The organism is Synechococcus sp. MU1651, assembly GCF_023630635.1.
Lineage (GTDB): Bacteria > Cyanobacteriota > Cyanobacteriia > PCC-6307 > Cyanobiaceae > Parasynechococcus.
Genome location: NZ_JAKUHJ010000012.1, coordinates 23,707 through 42,634, shown reverse-complemented (window position 1 = coordinate 42,634; position 18,928 = coordinate 23,707). Strand labels below are relative to the sequence as shown.

The window sequence follows — 18,928 nt, the reverse complement described above, 5'->3', positions numbered from 1 at the left end:
GGTCTGGTCAGGAGACAGCCTCAATCCTCTAGGTCTTTGCGGCTAGGGGTGCGGCTTGGATCGCTCGCAAGGAACCCGAACACGAAGATGCCGAGGAAGAAGAAGACGACCGAGTAAACGGAGATCTTGAGGGCGAGCATGGAGACCGACCGGCGTCTGTGACAAGGGCATCATCCTATGGGGCATGACAGCGTCAGCAGGGGAATGAACCCTGATCAAGTCGGTCGATCGGAGTGGATTGAAACGTTTCGCAGTCGCTCGCGGCGTGATTTGCGTGCCGGTTGGCGCCGCTCAGGCGCCGCCCAGACTGGGTTTTTTCTTGATGAAAGCTGGGGATCAACGCACCGGCCGGACTGGGCCAAGCGCGGTCTGCTGATCTGGCCCAGGGGACGCCAATGGTTGCGTCTTGAGCAGCGACTGAGCTGGCCTGATGGTTGGAGTAACCGTGCTTCCTGCCATGCCCGGCTGGTGCTGAGCTGGTGGGCCGAGCAGATGCGTCTCTGGGTGGATGGCGTGCTGGTTCATGAGGGGGATCTGTTCGATACCGCCTGTCGCTGGCCGCTGCCCCAGCAATGTCGTCAGGGGGCTGCACTGGATCTTGTGCTGGAACTCTGCAGTCCCCTGCATGACGATGGAGCTCTGATCAGCAGCCATCTCGACCTGGAGCCGCAGACCGCAGGCCTAGACCCCGAGGGCACGCTCGTGCCTGCGTCCCTTGAGCTGCATCTGGCGGTGGACGGAGACCTGCCACCGCATTGGGCGGATCTGGATCCCAGCGGTGCAGAGGCGCAGGCTGCTGTTGCAGCGCACCTGCACCAGGCAGAACCGCCGCGAGGGTCGTTGCATTGGCTGGGTCATGCCCATCTCGATCTCGCTTGGCTTTGGCCGGTCGCTGACACCTGGCAGGCCGCTGAACGCACCTTCCGGTCAGCGTTGGATCTGATGTGCCGCTGGCCCGAGCTGCGTTTTGCCCATTCCACGCCGGCGCTTTATGCCTGGATGGAGCAACATCGGCCTGCTCTATTTGCGGAGATTCAGGCGGCCAGCCGGGCCGGCCGCTGGGAACCGATCAATGGCCCCTGGGTGGAGACCGACTGTGTGCTGGTCAGCACGGCGTCGTTGTGCAATCAGTTCGCTCTCGGTCAGGACGACAGCCGCCGCCGTTTCCCGGAATGGACCCATGAACTGGCCTGGTTGCCGGACAGCTTTGGCTTCGCTGCTGGTCTGCCTGCCGTGGCGGCCGCCACCGGTGTGCGCTGGTTCTGCACCCACAAGCTGGCCTGGAATGCTGACAACCCTTTCCCCCACCGTTTGTTCCGCTGGCGCGCACGGGGACGTGCGGAACTGCACAGCCTGATGCTGCCGCCGATCGGGCGCCGCGCCGATCCCGTGGAGATGCTGGACGAGCAGAGGGCCTGGCATCAGACCACGGGGCTGGAGGCGGCGCTCTGGATTCCAGGCGTTGGTGATCACGGTGGTGGTCCCACCGAGGAGTTGCTGGAGCAGATCGAGCTCTGGGAAGGGCAAGCGGCCGCCCTGCCCACCCGAGCCGGCACGGTGCGGGAATTCTTGGCCGAGCTGGAGCAGGGTGATCAGGTCTGGCCTGTGTGGCGGGATGAGCTCTTCCTGGAGTTGCACCGCGGTTGCGCCACCAGCCGTCCGGATCAGAAGCGCCACAACCGAACGCTCGAACGGCTCTTGCGGGAGGCTGATGCAGTCTCAGCCCTGTTGGCGATCGCAGGTCGCGACAGCGGCAGCAGCGATTGGCGCCCGCTGTTGTTTCAGCAGTTTCACGACATCCTTCCGGGAACCTCGATCCCGGAGGTGTTTGACCAGGCGGAACCGGTTTGGCGCTCGGCCCGGCGCCAGGCCCGCCAGGAACGCGATCGGCGGCTGGAAAGGCTGCCGCGTCCGGAGGACACAGCAGCGGTGTGGAGTTGGTGGGGTCTGCAGCCCTTGGCGTCCTGGTCGCCTCTGGTTCGCCTTCCTGTGGGATCGTGGTCAGCGGACGCCGCTTCACTGCCGCAGCAAGCCGCTGCCGGTGGTGGTGCCTGGGTGCAGCTACCGCGTCAGCACGGGATTTGTTCGGTGCCGCTCCGGCGTGAACCAGGCTTGACGTCCTGCGCGGCTGAGCCCCGTCAGGCTGTGGTCATCACGTCGCTGGGGGCAGGAGCTTGGCGTGTGGGCAATGGTCTGATCGAGCTCGATGTCTCCGCGGCCGGACTGCTGGCTTTGCGGGATCGCGATGGACGAGACCAGTTGTCGTCTTCCCTGCAGTTGGAGCGCTATCGGGACCGGGGCGAATTCTGGGATGCCTGGGATCTTGCGGCGGACTACCGATCTCAGCCCCTGGGCGTGCTCCGTACGGATTCCCTGGAGTGGCTCGACCAGGGCCCCCTGGTGGCGCATCTGGTGCTGCGGCGCCAGCTCGGTGCCAGTTGCATGCGTCTGGACCTGCGGCTGAAGGCCGACACGCCCTGGCTGGAGCTGATCTGCGGTATCGACTGGCGCCAGACCCATGAGTTGCTGCGTCTGGAGCTGCCGCTGGCGACCCCCGCCGTCCGCATCGCTGCCGACACCAGTGGAGGGGTGATCGAACGACCCGCTGCACCGATGACGACTCGGGAACAAGCCCGTTGGGAAGTGCCTGTGATCTCCTGGTTCGCCTCGCAGTCGGCGGCTCCCGGAGGCGGGATGGCTGTGTTGCTGGATGGCCCCCAGGGTGTGGATTGGTCTTCAGGCCGACTTGGCATTTCGCTGCTGCGGGGGCCGACCTGGCCAGATCCCAGCGCTGATCAGGGGTGGCATCGCCAGCGCTTGGCCCTCATGCCGTTCGCCGGCTCATGGAGCGATGCTGGTGTGTCGCAGGCGGCCATTGCCTTCCGTGAGCCCGGGTGGTGTGCGAACTTGCCGGCGGAGCAGCATCAATGGTTCCCATCGCTGCCGCTACAACTCACGCCGGTGGCGTTGGAACGCCATGCCGATGGTTGCGTGCTGAAGCTGCTCAATTCGGGATCAGCGCGCTGTCGCTGGACTCCCGGAGCGGGGTGGAGGGTTCGTAGGGAAGCCGACTCAATGGCCGCTTCTGCCGTGGTGATCACCCCAGGAGAACTCGTCTCCCTGGTGGTGGATCAGTCCTCGTGATCGTCGAACGGGTCGTCGAGTGCTTTTGATGGAGGGCCAAAGGCCTGATACACGCCAAATCCGGTGAGACCGAACAAAACGGCGAGTACGCCAATGGCGACGGACAGGGCTGGGGACGACGTTTCCATCACATCTCTCGACAGGATCAACCCCGAACCGGAGTCGGCCCCTACAGTATCGAGACTTCAAACCACCCGAGACCCAGCGTCGCCATGGCACAACGCACCCGTCTGGGAGACCTTCTCCGCCCACTGAACTCCGAGTACGGCAAGGTGGTTCCCGGCTGGGGCACCACTCCTGTGATGGGCATCTTCATGGTGCTGTTCCTGGTGTTTCTGCTGGTGATTCTTCAGCTGTACAACAAGTCCCTCATCCTCGAGGGCATCAACGTGAACTGGAACGGTCTCGGCTGATCTGCACCCATGAACATCTTCGGCGTCGGTCTCCCCGAAATGGCGGTTATCGGCGCCGTTGCCTTGTTGGTTTTCGGGCCGAAACGCCTGCCTGAGCTTGGTCGGACTCTTGGTAAAACCCTGAAGGGCTTCCAATCCGCGTCCAAGGAATTCGAACGCGAGATCAACAAAGCCATGGCTGAACCGGAAGTGTCCGGTGAGGCTGCGAAGCCGGTTGAAGAACTTCCCCCCAGCGACTGAGTCGTTCCAGCGGTATGACCACTGATCTCAAGCTGGTGGTGGGTCTGGGAAATCCGGGTGCGAAATACGCCGGCACCCGTCACAACATCGGGTTCATGGCCCTCGAGCTTTTGGGTGAGCGCTCTGGGTTCAGTTTTCGTCAGCAAGCCAAGTTGCACGGTCTTGCAGCTGATACAGGGGTTGGTGAGCAGCGGCTGCGCTTGCTGATGCCTCAGACCTACATGAATGACAGCGGTCGTGCCATTCGTGCGGCTCTCGATTGGTTCGGCCTGGAGCCTCACCAATTGCTGGTGCTGGTGGACGATATGGATCTTCCGCTGGGTCGTTTGCGGTTGCGGGCCCAGGGCAGTGCCGGCGGGCACAACGGTTTGCGCAGCACTATTCAGCATCTCGGGACCCAGGCGTTCCCCAGGCTGCGGATTGGCATTGGTGCGCCGGCTGAGAACCCTGCCGAACGCCGCGCCCGAACGGTTTCCCATGTTCTTGGTCCGTTCAGCAAGGTGGAGCAACCCTGTGTTGGCGCAGTTCTCGATGCTGTTCTGGATGGGATTCAACGTCTTCAGCGCCAGAGCTTTGAGCGCGCTGGAACCTGGATCAACGGGTTCCGCTATGACCTGGAGTCGGTCGACTGATGCCGGCACTTCCGGCGACAACGGCCCATTTGCGGGTGCTCCGTCAGTGTTTTCAAGCCAAGTGCGTGGAGGGTGAAGTTTCTGCTGGAGGGTTTGAGTGGCAGTTTTCCTGGGCCTTTGATCGCGGTGAACTGATGGTGGAGCCATCCCTGGGACGTGCCCTGATCGAGGATGCCTTGCGGAGGTTTCTGGTGCGTTCTGATTACAGGCTGGAGCCGGGGGGTGATTACACCTTCATGGTCCGGGCCAGGTTCTGAGCGAGAAGGTGGGAGCAGGCTCAGGCCATTTCAGGCGGCATTGCAGGTGCTCCTCAAGCATCACCAAAGCTGCAACAGCATCCAGATCCACCGGTGGAATGCGCAGTCCTGCCGGCAGCATCCGTCGCCAACCTCGAGCCGGCCACAGCGCCCAGTAACGCTGTCTCGCCCTCAGGGTTGTTCCCTGCTCCGGAACCACAGTGAGATGGCCCAGCCGTTCCAGTCGCTGGATCCAGGCTCGGCTTCCCGTGCCATCGCCGATCAGGATGCGGTCGAGAGTTTGGTCTTGATTCCATCGCTCCAGCCAGGGTTCGACGGCCTCCGGGGCCAGCACATGCCCTTCGCGCACGAGGCCGAGCTGAAGATCGGCCAGCACAAGACCACATTTGCAGCGGCCTGGATCGAGGACGGCCACCCGTTTCATGGGGAGGCCTGAATGGTGACCACGACAGGATCGGCACTTTCACTGACCTCTGCGGAAATCACTTTCAAGACCACGCTTTGGCTGGGTCCTTCCATCAGGGTCTGGACCAGTTGGGAGAGGGCTGATCCATCGAACTGAAGGCCTTCGGTCAGAGATCCCCGCCGCTGCACTTCGGCATAGGCCGAGGCCAGGAGAAGGTTCAGCCGTGTGCGAATGCCCTCTGAGGTGCGTTCATCCGGTTGCAGTGTGGTGGTGGCCAGTACATCTCCGCGTTGGGTCACCGGCCGGTTGGGACGCACCTCGGGGAAGGCGTACACCGCCGTTTCACCCCGCAGCACATTGGTGGCGGAGCGCAGCGAGATCACCCAGGTCTCCGGTTTGCGGATGATGCTTTGCAGGCGTTCCACATCGCTGCGCGGAACGCGGATCAACTGGCGTTCGGGTGCTTCGCCGGGCCGCACTTTCCCGTAGGCGTTGAGATTGGCCTCCTGCAACAGCCTGTCGACAGCCTGTTTGGCCTGGCTTGGAGCATCGAGTCGAACCGTTGCTCTTGCCAAGGTCTGTCCGCTGCTGATCACCACCGATCCACGCCGCAAGGCGACCAGATTGCGTTCCAGTTGTTTGAGTTCCTGCTCACCGGCACGGATGCGGCTGCGAACGCTGTTGAGTTCGGCTTCCGTGCGCTGGATGTCCGCATCGCGGGAGGCGATGTCCTGGCTGAGACGTTCACGTTCGGCTTCGAGTTGGGCCAGCTCCTTCTGCAGAGGAGCCAGTTGGAGGCGCAGGGTGTTGGCCCGTTGCTGCGATTGCTCGAGCTCAATGGCGATCCGTTTGGTTTCCGTTTGGGTCTTGTCCCGTTCCCGCTCGGCTGCCTCCAGCTGTTGACGGCTGTCCTGGAGTTTCTCCTGCAGGGCATCCAGTTCAAACAGGCCGACCCGCAACTGCCGGCTCACCAGAAGCATCAGGCCAAGTGAGAGTGCGCTGATCAGGCTGCCGGTCAACACCGTGATCAAAACGGCGGTGCGCCGTGGGCGCATGCTGAACAAACTCAGTCGCGCTTTGCCGACGCGGCTGCCCAAGCGGTCGCCCAGGGTCGACAGCACGCCCCCGAGCACCAACAGAACCAGTATCAGTGCCCAGCCGCTCATGGCTGCACAAGTTGGGCGATGGCAGGCCTAGCTGAAGCGTTTGGCCAGCGCGATCGGATCCAGAACCGTGATTTTCTTGCGGTCAATCTGAACCAGACCGGATTGACGCAAGTCTCCCAGCAGACGCGTGATTGTGACGCGTGTTGAGCCAATTGCTTCAGCGATGGCTTGATGGGACAGGCGCAGGTCGATGGTGATGCCCAGCTCATCTGCCACGCCGAAGTCCCTGCAAAGCACCAGCAGGAAGCTCACCAGTCGGGAGGACATGTCCCGATGGGTGAGGGTTTCAATCATCGTCTCGGTCTGCAGAATCCGGCTGGAGAGACCCTGAAGCAAGCGCAGGCCAACGCTGGTGTCTGCTTCGATGGCGGTCTTCACGGAGGTCGCTGGTGCCGTCACCATTTCGACCCGGGTGAAGGCCACAGCGTGATAGAAGCGGTCGGACCGTTGACCTGTCAGCAGCGACAGCACCCCGAAGAGGCTGTTCTCGCGGAGCAGGGCCACGGTGATTTCTTCTCCCGATTCGTAGACGCGGGACAGACGAACGGCTCCCCGGCGGATCAGATACACCCGTTCTGCGGGATCTCCGGGGAAAAAGATGGTCTTGTTGCGATCCACCAGTTCACTGCTGGCGCCATCGAGATCCCGGATGATCTCCAGCAGAGAACGGTTGGCGGGCTCTGCGCTGGGAGCTGGAGCCACCATCTGTGGGGCGTATCGGCTGAAACCTCGGCTACTGGTCATGACAACCCCCTGGTGTGGCGAAGTTACGGAGCCGGCGGTGGCCGGCATGTAGCGGTTATTACGTAACGCTGCTGTGCTCGTTGAAGGCCTGGCGTTGCGCCTGCATCAGGGATCTCAATCCCGGCTCTGCTAGATCCAGCAGCTCATTGAGTTGCCTGCGACTGAAGGGCGCACCCTCTGCAGTTCCCTGTATTTCCAGCAGGCGGCCATCGCCGGACTGCACAATGTTCAGGTCCACCTCGGCTCGGCTGTCTTCGCTGTAGTCCAGATCCAGCAAGGCCTGGCCATCCACCAAGCCCACGGAGACGGCCGCTACCTGATCGATCAGGGGCGATTGCTCTAGGACTCCCTGGTCCACCAGTGATCGGCAGGCTTGGTCCAGGGCGAGCCAAGCCCCGGTGATCGAGGCCGTCCGGGTGCCGGCGTCCGCTTGGATCACGTCGCAGTCGATCAGCAAGGTGCGCTCCCCTAAGCGCTCCATGTCGATCACGGCGCGCAGGCTTCGGCCGATCAGTCGCTGAATTTCCTGGGTGCGACCCGAGAGTTTCATCAGCTCCCGTGATTGCCGCTGTGGGGTTGATCCGGGCAGCAACCGGTATTCGGCGCTGAGCCATCCCAATCCTTCTCCCTTGCGCCAGCGGGGAACCTTGTCCTCTAAGCAAACGCTGCAGAGAACAGCGGTTCGGCCGGTATGAACCACAAGGGAGCTCAAGGCAAACCCCATGGGATTCCAGGTCACCGAGAACGGTCGCAACTGCTGCGGGCGACGGCCATCAGTGCGTTGCTCAGGGGATTGGCTCATCGGTGGTGTGCAGTTCGTCAAGCCTCGCAGGCGGTTGGTTCTCGCCCTGTCCAAACACCATGGGTGGTGTCGATCCCCTTGTGGAATGTGATCTCGCCGCTACATTCAAGGTCTTGCCGGGGTCGCCCGGACAGATGCTTTCGTGATGACCACAAGCCTCGCCGACCCCCAATCCTTCCAAAATTCCCTGGATCGGGATCAGCAGGCCTTGCAACGGGCGGGCCTGAGGCCCTTGCCTGCCGTTTCTGATCCGCCACCCCTACATCTGGTGGCTCCCGAAGGGCAGCTGCAAGTGCATACGGCGCCTTATCGAGGCAGTTTCGCCAGTGTTCTCAGCCAGGCCATGCGAGCTGCCGGCTTGGGCAGTCGTGTTCTGATCAGTCAGTTCCTCAAAGGGGGCGTGCAGCAGGGACCGGCCGGCCGGGTGCAGCTCTGCGGAGGCCTCGTCTGGCTGCGGCCGGAAGTGCCACTCTGCCTCTCTTCGCCGGGGCATCCCGGTGGTGCGGAGGCGGTGGCTGAGGTTTGGTCCATCTGCCGTCAGCATCTGATCCAGGGAGATCTCGACCAGCTGGTGTTGGATGAACTCGGCCTTGCCGTGGCCTTCGGATACCTGGATGAAGCGGACGTGATTGCAGCGCTTGAGCAGCGGCCCGCTTCGATGGATGTGATCATCACTGGACCTGCAATCCCCGCCGGTGTGGTGGAGATGGCAGATCAAGTCACGGAGTTGCGCCGAGGTTTCTGATGCTCAAGTGCGATCGCTGGATCACTGAACAGGCCGGGCAGGGAATGATCGAGCCATTCCAGAGCGGTTTGGTCCGTCACCTGGAGCCGGAGCAGAAGCTGCGGCCAGTGCTGAGTTTTGGTTGCTCCTCCTACGGCTACGACCTACGCCTTTCTCCCCAGGAATTTCTGATCTTCCGGCATGTTCCAGGCACGGTGATGAACCCCAAGCGGTTCAACCCGGCCAACCTGGAACCCACTCCCCTGCATGAGGATGAAGACGGGCGATATTTCATTCTCCCGGCCCATTCCTATGGCCTGGGTGTGGCCTTGGAGAAGTTGCGGGTTCCCCCCAACATCACCGTGATCTGCTTGGGCAAGAGCACCTATGCCCGCCTTGGAATCATCGTGAACACCACCCCGGCAGAAGCGAGCTGGGAGGGTCACCTCACCCTTGAGTTCAGCAACAGTTCCGGTGCTGACTGCCGCATCTATGCCGATGAGGGCATCTGTCAGCTGCTGTTTTTTGAGGGTGATCCCTGCTCGACCACCTACAGCGATCGACAAGGCAAATACCAGCATCAACCGGAACGGGTGACGCTGGCCAAGGTCTAGTTCTCTCTGATTAGGGGGCCAAACGCGCCCGGTGCAGCCTGCTTTTTTCGTACCAGGCTGCAAATTCAGGGGCCCACTCCACCATGTGGGGCCACATCAGATCACAGAGCTGGCGGATCTCCAGCTGGGCATCGAGCTTGGCCCGCAGGTCCATGAAGTGCAGGAAAGCCCGCAGGCTGAAGCTCACCACAAAATGCTGGCGGTAGTCGAAGGGAAGGATGCCGCGGGCGTGCTCCTCGGCGAAGCCCGCCCTGAGCAGATCCCTGTAGCGCTCGGCGGCGCTCCGGCAGAGATCAAGATCCTGTTGGCGTAGTGCTTCGGTGTAGGCGTATTTCTTGCCCTGCCGATCGCTGTACTCGCCGATGGGCCGCAGATAGAACACCTCTTCCAGGTCGAGGGCTCCATCCGCTGCACGGCAGATGCGTTCACCGGTGTAACGCATCGACTGCACATCGAAGCTCACCCCAACCCGGTGGGTGCGGGCCTGCTGCATCACCGAGTGCGGGAACCAGCCCACGTTCAGCACGATCTGCGCATGCTCCATCGGGCCGTAGTGGCCGCGCTCTCCAGACAGCAGGCGTTTCACACAGATCTCTCCAGCCCGCTGCTCATCGGGCCAGTTGGCACGATCTCCGGCCACGAATCCTTCGCTGTAGTCCTGATGCATGGCGGCGTACACGCATTGCTGCGGGTTCGGCGTAGCTGCAATCAGATCGACCCGAAAGCGGTCCATGGGAGCGTCAGAGTGACGAGTTGTGGTGATCATGGCGAGGCGTGTCAACCATGGCTGCGGGGCCCCGCGTTGGCTGGGCTCGAGGCCCCTGCCATCGCGTTGTTCGCAGAGGGGGGCGTCAGCAGCTGGCTGATGTTGCCGACGCCAGGCAAGGCCGGCAACGGCTGATTTTCAAGCAGTGCTGTGGTGAGCAGCTGGAGTTCCTCAGCGCTGCGCAAGCCGAGGGATCGCCCCTTGGCTTCCCCCTCAGCGTTGAAGAGGTTCAACTGGGGAATGCCATTGACGTCGTAGCGATCAACCAGATCTTGCCAACGGGGGTTGTCGACGTTGACGAGAACAACATCGAGTCGATCGCGCGATTGCTTCTCCAAAGCCAGCATCGAAGGTGCCATCTCTCTGCAGACCTGGCACCAATCGGCGTAGAACTCGATCAGCGTTGGGCGTCCGTTGGTTAACGCTGTTTGTGGGTCGAGGGATCGTCTCGCCAGCTGCTCCATCGGACTTTCGCTCTGAATGCCACCGCGTAGGACAACCAGGCCCATGGCCAGAGCTACCGCAATCAGCACCAGCACCCATCGCTGCGCTGTGCCCAGGGGCGAAGACTCCGGGGTGCCTGTCATCGCACGTCAACCACAGCGATCACTCTGGCAGCTCCTTCGAAAGGCCGCCGCTACCTTGACGCCATGCCAATTCTGCGACTGCTGAGCCTTCCGGTTCGGGCGCCGTTGCTGACGGTGCTGTTTCTCGTTGCGGTTGTGCTCGGCAACCATTGGCAGATTGTTCAGCCCTCCTTCACGTCTCTCTATGGCGTGAGTGCGGCCTGGTTCTGGTGTCTCGTGCTGCTGCAGACGCAGGTGGTTGTCGTCTTCTGCACCATGCCCGATCTGCTGTTGCGCCAGGTGTCGTTGCTGATGGCGTCGAGCCGGGTGATGACGTTGGTGGTCACGCTGCTGGTGGTGATCACCGGTGGCATCTATCTGCTGAAGCTCAATGTGCTCACCGACGTGTTGATCCTGGCCTCAGCCGTGCTGTTGGCCAGGCTCGATCTCATCCGCATCGGTGTTCTGCCCGCCGCCGGGATCTGCCTGCTTCTGATGAGTTTGGTCGTGATCGCTGGCATCGTCGCCGGCACGCTTCTGCTCCATCCCAGCGCCAGTCTCGTTGCAGAACGATTGATTGCCGCCTAGGTAGCCGAGCAGATTGTCCAGCACTTTCTTGGTGTAGAAGCGTGTTTCCGGGTAGGGAATGCGTTCCACCCAGAGCGCATCGTCGTCTTGATCCGTGGGTTGTGCCCAAGAGGCCACAGCACCAGGCCCGGCGTTGTAGCTGGCAATGCTGCGAAATGGGTCGCTTTCCCATTGCTCCAGCAAGTGGTTGAGGTAGCGCGCGCCCAGTTCGAAGTTGTCGGAGGGATCCTTCAGCATCAGCGTGCTGGTTGGTGCGTCAGCCATCTCTGTGGCTGTGGAGGGCATCAATTGCATCACGCCTACGGCACCAGCAGGTGAGACGACACCAGGAGCAAAGCGTGATTCCTGTTTGGCGATTGCTCGCAGCAGATTGGCCTGAACGCCTGCTTGCTCTGCCGCTGTCTGGATCTCAGCTTCGAAGAGGCGAGGGAATTGGCTGCGATGCAGGAGAGTCCGTTGATGGCAGCTCGGATTACGCCAGCGGAGGCTGAGCCACCAGAGCTGGTCCAGTCCCATCCAGGTGTCCCCGATGGCGAGGCGCAGCCTGCCTTCGGCGAGACGTTCTTCAGGTGGCGGTGGGACTGCAGGGTCTGCCTGGGCTTGCCAGGCCTCCCAGGCGGCGTGCACCTGGCCCAGGCGCCAAAGCTCGTTCACCAGGCGGTGATGGCTGTTGAGCGGTTGCCAGGCTGGAGGCTCCTGCTGCGGGTCTGGGGATCGCAACGCAAGGGGTTCGGCCACACCCAGGTGCTCCATGGCGCGCCAGCGGTAGTAGCCCCCCGGGAAGGCCCCGATCAGGCGGCGCCAGCTGCGTTCTGCCTTTGTCGTTTCGCCGAGTTGCTTGTGGCTAAGCCCCAACCAGAACAGCCGCCGCGTCTCCAACGGTGGAGGCAGGGGACCATCCTCATCGGGGCGTTCCAGCAGGGCACGGGCACGATCCCAATCTCCAGCCAGAAATGCCTCGCGGGCGAGGTCCCATTGGAGTTGCCAGATGTCGGGGTCGTTGGGCCAGCGGCTCAGGGCGGCATCCGCCCCATCGCCGCCTGCGAGTCGCACGCGAGCTGCTGCAACAGCGGCTGAGCGCTCCTCAAGGGCAGCCGGAAGCGCATCCAGAACCCCAGGCTGGGCATCGAGCGGTTCACTCAAGATCCGTGCTGCTTCAAGGCTGGCGGGGTGGTTTGGGTGGTTCTGCGCCAGGGTCAGCAGCCGGGCTGTACCTGCATCAGGGTCGCCATGCAGCAGCAGGGAACGACCGATGGCCAGCTGGGTCTCAGGGGAGGCCTCAAGCTCCTGAAGACAGGTCACTGCGGTGTCGGCATGGCCTTGTTTTGCCAGTGCTTGCGCCAAGGTTTGGCGTTGGTCGGGTTGAGGTGCCTGCGCCCCCGTGGCCTCGCAGGCGTCACGCATCAGCCCAAGGGCGCCGGCTCGGCGCGCATTCCAACGGGCCAGGTGCAAGGCGCCTTGATGGCTTGCTAGCGCTTCGGAGCCATCCCGAGCCGCCAGGGTCAGTGCTGCGGGGTGTGCGGGTTGCTGTTGGAGCAGCTGCTGATGAAGAACGGGATTGTTGTTGCCAAGCGCCAATCGAGCCCAAGCGGAGCCGGGTGCTTCGGGAAAGCGATCCAACAGGCGCTGCCAGGTCTCAGCAGCGTCCGATGGCTTGCCCTGGGCGGCAGCGGTGAGGGCTGCCCGTTCGAGCACCACGGCCGCCATCGGATCGCGCCCCCAGCCTTGGCCATGGAGCAGTTGCGGTGACCCATCCCTCGCCACCATCAATAGGGCGGCCTCTCGACGGGTCTGCGGATCGATGGCCCAGCGGTAGTGCTGCCAGAGCCTTGCCTGCGAGACCTCAGGCGTGAGGCGCTGATGCTGCTTGTTCAGAAGCAGCTGCCCGCCCCATGCAGCTAACCCACTGAAACCAGCAACCGAAAGCAGCAGCAGCGTTCCGATTCGCGGCCCTGCCTGCACACCCAACCTTGAACTCGTTTCATTCTGATGCTTCAAACAGAGTTGGCGAGCCTTTGATCGCCTGTGGGCCGTGGAGGGCAGAGCTGCACCTGTCACGTCCCTGGGAATCAGCCTCAGAGGTGCTTCCTATGGTGCTGTCCACGATTGAGACCCATGGTTCAAAAGGCGTGCTCCCCGATCGGCCCCGCTCTCGGTGACGCTGCGCCAGGGTTTGGAACCGATGGGATCCGTGGTCTCGCCGGCACTGTTCTCACCCCCGCCCTGTGTCTTCAGGTGGGCTATTGGGTCGGTAGGGTTCTGCAGGCGGAAGGTCCTGTTCTGATCGGGATGGACTCCCGGACCAGCGGCAGCATGGTGGTTGCTGCCCTGACGGCCGGCTTGACGGCCGCTGGTCGCGATGTGTGGACCCTTGGGCTCTGTCCGACGCCGGCGGTTCCGTTGTTGATTCGCCAGCTGGGGGCCGCCGGCGGCCTGATGGTCTCCGCCAGCCATAACCCCCCTGCGGACAACGGCATCAAAGTGTTTGGGGCCGATGGCGCCAAACTCAGCGCCTCCCGTCAAGCCCAGGTGGAAGCCGGTCTGCAGGGGCAGACGCCCATGGCTGAGCAAGCAACATTCCGCTGCGGTGTGGTGCGATCCAGCGCCGATCTCCTGGATGGCTACAGAGAGGTGTTGCAGCAATCGGTGGCTGAACGCCGACTGGATGGCGTTCCCATCGTTTTGGACCTCTGCTGGGGATCCGCGACGGCGTGCGGTGCCGATGCCTTCCGTGCCCTGGGGGCTGATCTCACCGTGCTCCATGGGGAACCCGATGGCTCCCGCATCAACGTTGCTTGCGGGTCAACCCATCTGGAACCGCTGCAACGGGCTGTGATCGAGCGCGGCGCGGCGATGGGTTTTGCCTTTGATGGTGATGCCGATCGGATGCTGGCGGTGGACGGCCGCGGCCGCATCATCGACGGCGACCACGTGCTGTTTCTCTGGGGATCCGTGCTGCAGGAGCAGCAGGCGCTCCCCGATCAGCGGTTGGTGGCCACTGTGATGTCGAACCTTGGCTTCGAGCGTGCCTGGCAGCAGCGGGGCGGCACCCTCGATCGCACGCCGGTGGGAGATCAGCACGTCCATGCCGCCATGGTGGCCAGTGGCGCGGGCCTCGGTGGAGAACAATCCGGCCACATCCTTTCCGCCTCCCATGGGCTGTGTGGTGACGGTGTTCTGACCGCTGTTCAGTTGGCCACCTTGTGCCATGCCCAGGGCATCAGCCTCAGCGATTGGTTGGACCGCAGTTTCCAGGCCTACCCGCAGAAATTGGTCAATGTGCGGGTGATCGACCGTTTGCGCCGTAAGAACTGGAGCGCTTGCACTGCTCTCACCGACGCCATTGCTTCAGCGGAGCAGTCGATGGGCGAGACCGGTCGCATTTTGGTGCGGGCCAGTGGTACGGAGCCCGTCTTGCGGGTGATGGTGGAAGCCGAGCAGTCGGACGCTGTGGAGCATTGGACGGGGCATCTGGCCGCCGTTGCCGAGGATCATCTCAACGCGGCCTGAGGCTTAAGGCCTCGGCCATTAGGAGGGCGCCATCACAGGCATCGCCCTTGGCCTTGCCCCATCGGGCTTCGGGAATCGACTGATGGATGGCCTGTTGCACGGCTGTGCGGAACCCCTGGAGATGGGTGACGGCTCCTCCATGGCAGACCACCAGGGGGGAGCGCAGGGAAAGCTGCTGGGCCACGGTGCTGATGCAGCGGGAGAGGGCTGCTGCCGATCCCTGAACGATCTTCTCCGCGCCAGGGCAGTCCTTGGCTGCGGCTTCCACCACCAGCGGAGCCAAGGCTGCAAAGTCAGCCGTGCCGAAGTCCTGCTGAACCACCCGGGCTTTCACTGCAGCGTGGCTGTCGCAGCCCATCTGATTCCAGATCTGCAGGCGCAGCGGATGGTCGGGCAGGCGTCCATCGGCCATGCGCAGGGTCAGCTGCAATCCCTGGTGGCCGAGATCAAAGGCCGAGCCGGCTCCATCGAGTAGCCATCCCCAGCCACCACAGCGGTGTTCATGGCCGTTCTCGTCTCGGCCCAGCACGATCATTCCGGTGCCGCTGATCGCCAGGATTCCTGCACCTTCAGGGATTGCACCTCGCAAGGCGGTGTGTTCGTCTCCGGTGACCAGCACCTTGGTCAAGCCAGTGTCATCACCGATGGCCAGGGCCTGACCCACCAAACGTTCAGCACGCTGTTGCAACGCTGTTCCGTGTTCGATACCGCTGGCTCCCACAACGGCCGCCTGGATCACGCCATCGGGGTGATTTTTCAGGGCCTCCTGCGCACTGGTGCTGATCGCCTCGAGGAAACGACGTTCACCCTGGGGGGCATCCAGGTGGCTGACTCCGGGGCCCTCGCCTTCTCCAACAGGCTGGTGCACGCCGTTTTGAACCACGCTGAGGCGGCAGCGGGTGTGCGTCTGTCCGGCATCGAATCCAGCGAGCAGTGTCATGATTCCCTGGGTTGACTCACCAGGCTGGCCAGAGCAAACCAGCCGATCAGCTGCACTTCGGGGCGGAAGAAGATTGTGTCGGTGCTGCCCTGCATCAGCAGGCCAGCGATGGCAGCGAGGCTGGCGATGGATGCCAAGGCGCTTGGAGCATCGGCATTGAGCTGCTTGAGGCCCTGCCTCAGGCTGCTGGCCAGCAATCCCAGGCAGGCCAGTAGCCCGGGAATGCCTGTTTCCACCAGGATTTCTAAGGGTACGGAGTAGGCACTGAGGGCGTTGAACTTCGGTTGCTGATACAGGGGATAAATGCTGTTGAAGGCCGTATTGCCAGGGCCGATGCCCAGCCAGGGACGGTCTTGCACCATCTGGATGGCCGCCATCCAGACGTTGATGCGGAAGTTGTTGGAACTATCCCCCCGTCCCGCCAGCAGGCTGGTGATGCGCGTGCGGATCGGATCGATCTGGGTGGCCGCCACCACAAGGCAAGCGGCTCCAACCAGCAGCACGGCCAGAGGCACAAGACGTCTCCAGAGCGGAGGCCAGTGGCGTGTCCAGCGCAGCAGCAGCAACAACAGCAGCACGGCACCGGCAGCAACCATTCCCAGCCAGCCGCCGCGGCTGTAGGTGAACAGCGTGGCTGTTGCTGCCAACACCAATGTGGTTCCGGCAAACAGCTGGGCTCCCACCCCACGCCAGCGCACCAGTGCGATCGCTGCGAAGGGAATCAGCGGCAGCAGGTAACCCGCCAGGAGGTTGGGGTTGCCCAGGGGGCCGTAGATCCGAATGGTGCCGGCGCTGATGGAATTCGGATCGGCCCAGCCCGCCAGTGCCTCGCTGGAGGCATACAGCTGTCGCAAAGCCAGAACACTGCTGAGCAGCCCGCCACTCAGCAGTCCGGCGACCAGCCGGTTCCACCATCGGCTGTTGCTCAGCAGCAGCTTGCAGAGCAAGGCATAAACGCCCAGGTAGCTGAGCAGTTTGATCAGGCCTTTGCTGGCGGCAATTGGAACCGGAGAACATCCGGTGGTCACAATCGCGATGGCCAGAAAAAGCATCAGCCAGCGCGAGATGGTTCCGATGCGCCGAGGTGGCGGACTGCAGAGGCACCAGAGCAGCCAAAGAACGCCGCAGGCTGCAATCACCAGGGCCAGGCCTGTGCGTGTGAAGAAAGGAAGACCCGTGAACAAGGCCAGCAGCAGGAGTCCCGCCAGCCCTTCAAGGCGTTTCAGCACCGCCTGATCCGGAGTGATCACCCCCTGCCAGCGCACCAACAGGGCCCCACCGCTTGCCGTCTGGGTTGCATCCGCAGAGGCCATCGTGGGGCTTCAGGTGGTGAGTGCTTCCGCCGGATTATCGATCTCCTGCCAGCGCTGTTCCAGATCTGACACGGAAGGAAGTGGATTCTGGTTCCGTCGATAGAGCACCCGGTAGACGGGGAGGTTTTGCTCAAGCACGTAGCGCTCCCGTTCCGTGGGAACCGAAAGCGGGTTGCTGGCGCGCCAGGGACGTTGGTCCTCGGCGGGGCGGTCGAAACAGTCGCTGAGCTCGGTGAGAGCCACCATCGGCTCAATCACGTCCAGAACATCGCTCTGCAGAAACAGCTCACGGCCGGGCTGGAGGGCTGTTGCAATCGCGAGCAGAAGCGCCGGCTGCAGGACCCGGCGCTTGTGGTGCCTGCGTTTGAACCAGGGATCGGGGAATTGGATCGAGACCCGCTGCAGTCGGTCCTGCTTCAGGGCCTTCATCCAGCCTTCCAGGCTGATGTTGGCGTTGCAGAACAGGATCCGAACATTGCCGTGCTCCGAGGCGAGCGCGTCTTGATCGGCAGACATCACCAGCGGTCGGCGGATTTCAACGCCGAGATGGTTCCAGTGGGGATCACGCTCGGCCAAGCCCAGCAGGCACCGGCCACGGGCGCAGCCGATATCAAGGTGGATCGGCTGATCAGGAACGCGAAACAGCTGCTGGGGTGGTGGTAATTCCAGCGGCAACTGGAAGAAGCTGCTGAGGGGATTGACGTGCTGACGCAAGGTTCTGAAGCGGTGCGATCCGGTTCAACCGAGATTGTCAGAGCCACTGCCGGAGGAGCTGTCGGGGTCCTGGCGCAGCAAGCCCCAACAGGCGGTGTAGCCATGCAGATGTGTTGTCCCGCCGACGGGTCCGATCTCACCGTTGCAGAACGCTCCCGCCACAGGCAGGTCTGGCATTAGTTGACGCGCCAGGCTGATGTCGCCATCGGCTCGACCAAATAGCCCCTGGCCCCGTCCCAGGCAGGCCATGAGCAGTCCGAAGTGGACCGTGTCGTCAGAATCAGTTGTCGCTGCCGTTAGCAGGGCAACGGCTTCGTCCTGGGAGGCCGTTGCTTCGCGCAGGTGAAATTGCACGTTTTGGCCGGCGCGCACCCGCGCTGCAACGGCCACGGCGCCATTGTTGGGATCGACTCCGATCAGGTTGCGGATCAGGAAGGCACTCGATTCCGAGGCTGCTCCGTTGGCGTTCAGCCGCAGGCTGCTGCGTTCCACACCGAGGAACAACGAGTGACGCACCAGTTCGCGCTCCCGTTCGCTGAGGTCCGCCAGAACCCGTTGCAGGCAATTGATGGGGCTGGCCTTGGTGCTGCCATCACTGAGTTCCAACAACACGTTGCGCTGCACCTGCTCGATTGAGAAGACCGGGCCGATGGGGCGGCATCCCTGGGCCACAACGGTTTCGAGCCGCCAGCTTCCCCCGATGGAACACACCACTGCGCCGGTGACGACCTGGTCATCCAGCAGCAACGATCCGTGCGGGCTGTTGTGGGGTGCGGCGATGCCGCCAATCTTTTCGGCACTCGGATAGGCGTAGTCCAGCCCGCTGATCAGGTCATTGATTCCACTGCTGGTGGGGTCGATCAGCAGGATCTGGCTGCGGGCAGCCTCAGGGGTGATGCCAACCCAGTCTTGCCATTGCTGGGCGGCTCCATCCAGATCAGGCAGCTCCTCGATGCTCAGGTGTTGAGTGGCGATCGATGCCCCCGGTAGGGAGAGCAGCGTCACGCTCAAAGCAGGTGTCTGCTCCAGTTCCGCGGCGCTTCCGTCGCCGCGGGTGCCCACCACGCCGCCACCGGTGCATCCGATCCAATGCTTCGCGCTGATCTGGGCGCGAAGCATCGGCAGCAGCCGCGGCAGGTCGGTGGCATAACCCGTGGAGGTGAAGACAAGGGCGAGATCGGCTTCGCCCTTGGATCGGCCCAGTTGCACGACCACATCCCTTACGGCTTCATCCAGGGACGCTTTGCCAGACAACCCTGTCCGGCAACTGGCTTCAGCGCCCCCGGAGCGAAACCAGCTGAACGGTGCGAACGGTGCCATGAAGCGGACCTTATCAACCCTGGAGCACAGCTCGGGACGTTGATAATGGCGGCACTGTGACAGTCCCCA

The 18,928-nt window shown here is 62.9% G+C and carries 21 protein-coding genes and 1 pseudogene; 9 read left to right on the top strand and 13 right to left on the bottom strand.

Annotation, left to right across the window (positions count from 1 at the left end; genetic code table 11):
- Positions 1-20: 20 nt before the first annotated feature.
- The gene (locus tag NCN05_RS09515) at positions 21-140 is read right to left on the bottom strand and encodes a photosystem II reaction center protein I (RefSeq protein ID WP_006042333.1); all 120 of its coding nucleotides are present in this window, start codon (positions 138-140) and stop codon (positions 21-23) included.
- Between the two features lie 64 nt (positions 141-204).
- Here NCN05_RS09515 and NCN05_RS09510 point away from each other — a divergent pair, with 64 nt between their 5' ends.
- Positions 205-3,144 (top strand): alpha-mannosidase, encoded by a 2,940-nt coding sequence (locus NCN05_RS09510; RefSeq protein WP_250397890.1) that lies wholly within the window; start codon positions 205-207, stop codon positions 3,142-3,144.
- Here NCN05_RS09510 and psbN read toward each other — a convergent pair.
- Entirely contained in the window at positions 3,132-3,272 is a 141-nt protein-coding gene (gene psbN, locus NCN05_RS09505) for a photosystem II reaction center protein PsbN (protein ID WP_011363291.1), read from the bottom strand. The genes NCN05_RS09510 and psbN overlap by 13 nt on opposite strands.
- A gap of 84 nt (positions 3,273-3,356) precedes the next feature.
- Between psbN and psbH the strand changes: the two genes are divergently transcribed.
- Genes psbH through NCN05_RS09485 form a run of 4 tightly spaced genes read left to right on the top strand, consistent with a single transcriptional unit; the run spans position 3,357 to position 4,686 of the window.
- Positions 3,357-3,557, top strand: coding sequence for a photosystem II reaction center phosphoprotein PsbH (gene psbH, locus NCN05_RS09500; protein ID WP_006849996.1), 201 nt, complete (start codon positions 3,357-3,359; stop codon positions 3,555-3,557).
- Positions 3,558-3,566: 9 nt separating this feature from the next.
- Positions 3,567-3,797, top strand: coding sequence for a TatA/E family twin arginine-targeting protein translocase (locus NCN05_RS09495; protein ID WP_115131609.1), 231 nt, complete (start codon positions 3,567-3,569; stop codon positions 3,795-3,797).
- A gap of 14 nt (positions 3,798-3,811) precedes the next feature.
- The gene (gene pth, locus NCN05_RS09490; protein ID WP_250397889.1) at positions 3,812-4,429 is read left to right on the top strand and encodes an aminoacyl-tRNA hydrolase; all 618 of its coding nucleotides are present in this window, start codon (positions 3,812-3,814) and stop codon (positions 4,427-4,429) included.
- The gene (locus NCN05_RS09485; RefSeq protein WP_226402302.1) at positions 4,429-4,686 is read left to right on the top strand and encodes a DUF3146 family protein; all 258 of its coding nucleotides are present in this window, start codon (positions 4,429-4,431) and stop codon (positions 4,684-4,686) included. The genes pth and NCN05_RS09485 overlap by 1 nt, the downstream gene beginning before the upstream one ends.
- Here the strand turns inward: NCN05_RS09485 and NCN05_RS09480 are convergent.
- Genes NCN05_RS09480 through rph form a run of 4 tightly spaced genes read right to left on the bottom strand, consistent with a single transcriptional unit; the run spans position 4,664 to position 7,804 of the window.
- Positions 4,664-5,110, bottom strand: coding sequence for a RuvC family protein (locus NCN05_RS09480; protein WP_250397888.1), 447 nt, complete (start codon positions 5,108-5,110; stop codon positions 4,664-4,666). The two genes, NCN05_RS09485 and NCN05_RS09480, sit on opposite strands and share 23 nt — an antisense overlap.
- Positions 5,107-6,258 (bottom strand): DUF3084 family protein, encoded by a 1,152-nt coding sequence (locus tag NCN05_RS09475; protein ID WP_250397887.1) that lies wholly within the window; start codon positions 6,256-6,258, stop codon positions 5,107-5,109. The genes NCN05_RS09480 and NCN05_RS09475 overlap by 4 nt, the downstream gene beginning before the upstream one ends.
- Positions 6,259-6,285: 27 nt before the next feature.
- On the bottom strand, positions 6,286-7,002 hold the full coding sequence (gene ntcA, locus NCN05_RS09470) for a global nitrogen regulator NtcA (RefSeq protein ID WP_250397886.1): 717 nt from the start codon (positions 7,000-7,002) through the stop codon (positions 6,286-6,288).
- Positions 7,003-7,060: 58 nt separating this feature from the next.
- A complete protein-coding gene (rph, locus tag NCN05_RS09465; RefSeq protein ID WP_250397885.1) occupies positions 7,061-7,804 on the bottom strand; it encodes a ribonuclease PH in 744 nt (247 codons plus the stop codon).
- A gap of 145 nt (positions 7,805-7,949) precedes the next feature.
- Here rph and NCN05_RS09460 point away from each other — a divergent pair, with 145 nt between their 5' ends.
- A complete protein-coding gene (locus tag NCN05_RS09460) occupies positions 7,950-8,549 on the top strand; it encodes a cob(I)yrinic acid a,c-diamide adenosyltransferase (protein ID WP_114988180.1) in 600 nt (199 codons plus the stop codon).
- Positions 8,549-9,142 (top strand): dCTP deaminase, encoded by a 594-nt coding sequence (gene dcd, locus NCN05_RS09455; RefSeq protein ID WP_006849961.1) that lies wholly within the window; start codon positions 8,549-8,551, stop codon positions 9,140-9,142. Before NCN05_RS09460 ends, dcd begins: the two co-directional genes overlap by 1 nt.
- A gap of 10 nt (positions 9,143-9,152) precedes the next feature.
- On the opposite strand, the gene thyX is transcribed toward dcd, so the two are convergent.
- Positions 9,153-9,875 carry an FAD-dependent thymidylate synthase gene (gene thyX / locus NCN05_RS09450; RefSeq protein WP_250397884.1) on the bottom strand — a complete coding sequence of 241 codons (723 nt, stop codon included), beginning with the start codon at positions 9,873-9,875 and terminating at the stop codon, positions 9,153-9,155.
- 44 nt (positions 9,876-9,919) lie between these two features.
- Positions 9,920-10,495, bottom strand: a complete 576-nt coding sequence (locus NCN05_RS09445) for a thioredoxin domain-containing protein (RefSeq protein ID WP_114988140.1) — start codon at positions 10,493-10,495, stop codon at positions 9,920-9,922.
- Between the two features lie 63 nt (positions 10,496-10,558).
- Here NCN05_RS09445 and NCN05_RS09440 point away from each other — a divergent pair, with 63 nt between their 5' ends.
- Positions 10,559-11,062: a hypothetical protein gene (locus NCN05_RS09440; protein ID WP_250397883.1), complete on the top strand. Its 504-nt coding sequence runs from the start codon at positions 10,559-10,561 to the stop codon at positions 11,060-11,062.
- 87 nt (positions 11,063-11,149) lie between these two features.
- Here NCN05_RS09440 and NCN05_RS09435 read toward each other — a convergent pair.
- A pseudogene (locus tag NCN05_RS09435) lies at positions 11,150-12,466 on the bottom strand (lytic transglycosylase domain-containing protein); the annotation flags it as partial.
- A 711-nt stretch (positions 12,467-13,177) separates the two neighbouring features.
- Between NCN05_RS09435 and glmM the strand changes: the two are divergent.
- Positions 13,178-14,572 carry a phosphoglucosamine mutase gene (gene glmM, locus NCN05_RS09430; protein ID WP_250397882.1) on the top strand — a complete coding sequence of 465 codons (1,395 nt, stop codon included), beginning with the start codon at positions 13,178-13,180 and terminating at the stop codon, positions 14,570-14,572.
- Here the strand turns inward: glmM and NCN05_RS09425 are convergent.
- The 4 genes from NCN05_RS09425 to NCN05_RS09410 are packed head-to-tail and all read right to left on the bottom strand — an operon-like array spanning position 14,559 to position 18,859.
- Positions 14,559-15,512: a BadF/BadG/BcrA/BcrD ATPase family protein gene (locus NCN05_RS09425; protein WP_250397881.1), complete on the bottom strand. Its 954-nt coding sequence runs from the start codon at positions 15,510-15,512 to the stop codon at positions 14,559-14,561. The genes glmM and NCN05_RS09425 overlap by 14 nt on opposite strands.
- The gene (locus tag NCN05_RS09420) at positions 15,509-16,825 is read right to left on the bottom strand and encodes an IctB family putative bicarbonate transporter (RefSeq protein ID WP_250397880.1); all 1,317 of its coding nucleotides are present in this window, start codon (positions 16,823-16,825) and stop codon (positions 15,509-15,511) included. Before NCN05_RS09420 ends, NCN05_RS09425 begins: the two co-directional genes overlap by 4 nt.
- Before the next feature lie 9 nt (positions 16,826-16,834).
- Positions 16,835-17,539, bottom strand: coding sequence for a tRNA (guanosine(46)-N7)-methyltransferase TrmB (gene trmB / locus NCN05_RS09415; protein ID WP_250397879.1), 705 nt, complete (start codon positions 17,537-17,539; stop codon positions 16,835-16,837).
- 24 nt (positions 17,540-17,563) lie between these two features.
- Positions 17,564-18,859 (bottom strand): FIST signal transduction protein, encoded by a 1,296-nt coding sequence (locus tag NCN05_RS09410; RefSeq protein ID WP_250397878.1) that lies wholly within the window; start codon positions 18,857-18,859, stop codon positions 17,564-17,566.
- Positions 18,860-18,928 lie beyond the last annotated feature (69 nt).